General features: G+C 49.2%; 1 protein-coding gene and 1 pseudogene. Both read right to left on the bottom strand.

Going from position 1 to position 1,444, the window contains the following annotated elements:
• The coding region (locus RW114_RS20630; protein ID WP_340124604.1) for a sulfate/molybdate ABC transporter ATP-binding protein at positions 1 to 566 on the bottom strand (566 nt) is incomplete at its 3' end.
• Between the two features lie 232 nt (positions 567 to 798).
• Positions 799 to 1,323, bottom strand: a pseudogene (locus RW114_RS20625) (sulfate ABC transporter permease); the annotation flags it as partial.
• Between the last annotated feature and the right edge of the window lie 121 nt (positions 1,324 to 1,444).

Below are 1,444 nucleotides of genomic sequence, written 5' to 3'. Positions count from 1 at the left end.
GTGACATTCAGGTCGTGATGCAGGTTGCGCAGCCATTGGCGCAAATCCTTGCGCACACTGGCATCGAGCGCGCCGAACGGTTCATCCAGCAATAATACCGAGGGCTCCACGGCCAAGGCGCGAGCCAGCGCGATACGCTGGCGCTGGCCGCCGGAGAGTTGATCTGGATAGCGGTCATGCAGCCAGTCAAGTTGCACCAGCTCCAGCAGCGCATGGACTTTTTTTGCAATCACTTCATTGCTTAGCCGTTCGCGGCGCGGCTTAACCTTTAAGCCGAACGCCACATTATCAAACACGGTCATATGCCGGAACAGCGCGTAATGCTGGAACACAAAACCGATTTGACGGCTTTTAACCGGTTTATCGGTAACCTTGTCGCCTTTCAAAAAAACATCGCCCTGGTCGGCTTGTTCGAGACCGGCAATAATGCGCAGCAACGTGGTTTTACCGCAGCCGGAAGGCCCCAGTAAGGCAACCAATTCGCCTTCGGGAATGTCGAGGCTGATATTGTCCAGCGCGGTAAAGGCGCCGAAATGTTTGCTGATATGGTTTACGCTAATGCTCATGATGGATTCCTGATATAAATTTTTAAATACGCGAATTCAAAAAAATTGTCCACGAAAGACACGGAAAACACGAAAGAAAAATGAATAAGCACAGAAAACACGGAGACTCAAAATTTTATTCTTTGCGCTCTTCGATTAGAACGATAATGTGTGTAAATAATCGTCTTTATTAATGCTTTTTTTCGTGGCTTTTGTGATTTTCGTGGACTCTATTTTTACCGGCCAATAAAATTTAATGCAATTCAACCGCTTGCCGGGTCGCTTTCAATTCCTGGTTTTGCTTCCATTCCAGCACGGTCTTAAACACCAGCGTCACCACGGCCAAGGCGGCTAAGACTGACGCACCGGCGAAGGAACCGACGAAATCGTATTCGTTGTAACTGACTTCGACATGCAGCGGCAGCGTATTGGTGAGTCCGCGGATATGACCGGACACCACCGAGACGGCACCGAATTCGCCCATCGCTCTGGCGTTGCACAACAGCACGCCGTTCAGCAGGCCCCATTTGACGTTCGGCATCGTGACTTTGAAAAAGGTTTGCCAGCCGCTGGCGCCCAGCGACAGTGCGGCCTCCTCTTCTTCATGGCCGATTTCCTGCATCAGCGGAATCAGTTCCCGGGCAACGAACGGAAAGGTCACGAACAAGGTCGCCAGAATAATGCCAGGCACGGCGAAAATGATCTTGATGTCATGCGCCGAAAACCAGGGCCCCAGCCAGCCTTGAGCGCCGAAAATCAGCACATATAGACTTCCAGAAAATTAATTTCCAAAACAGTAAAAAACTCCTTTGAAGATATACTTATTTCTACTGAAAAAACTTAAAGGAGCACTTAAAATCATAACGCTAAGCTTTTCGAATTCAATTGTACAAAAACTG

This window comes from Methylobacter svalbardensis (genome assembly GCF_037671525.1).
GTDB lineage: Bacteria > Pseudomonadota > Gammaproteobacteria > Methylococcales > Methylomonadaceae > Methylobacter_A > Methylobacter_A svalbardensis.
The sequence above is the reverse complement of the archived record's forward strand: the minus strand, read 5'-3'. Positions and strand labels throughout refer to the sequence as shown.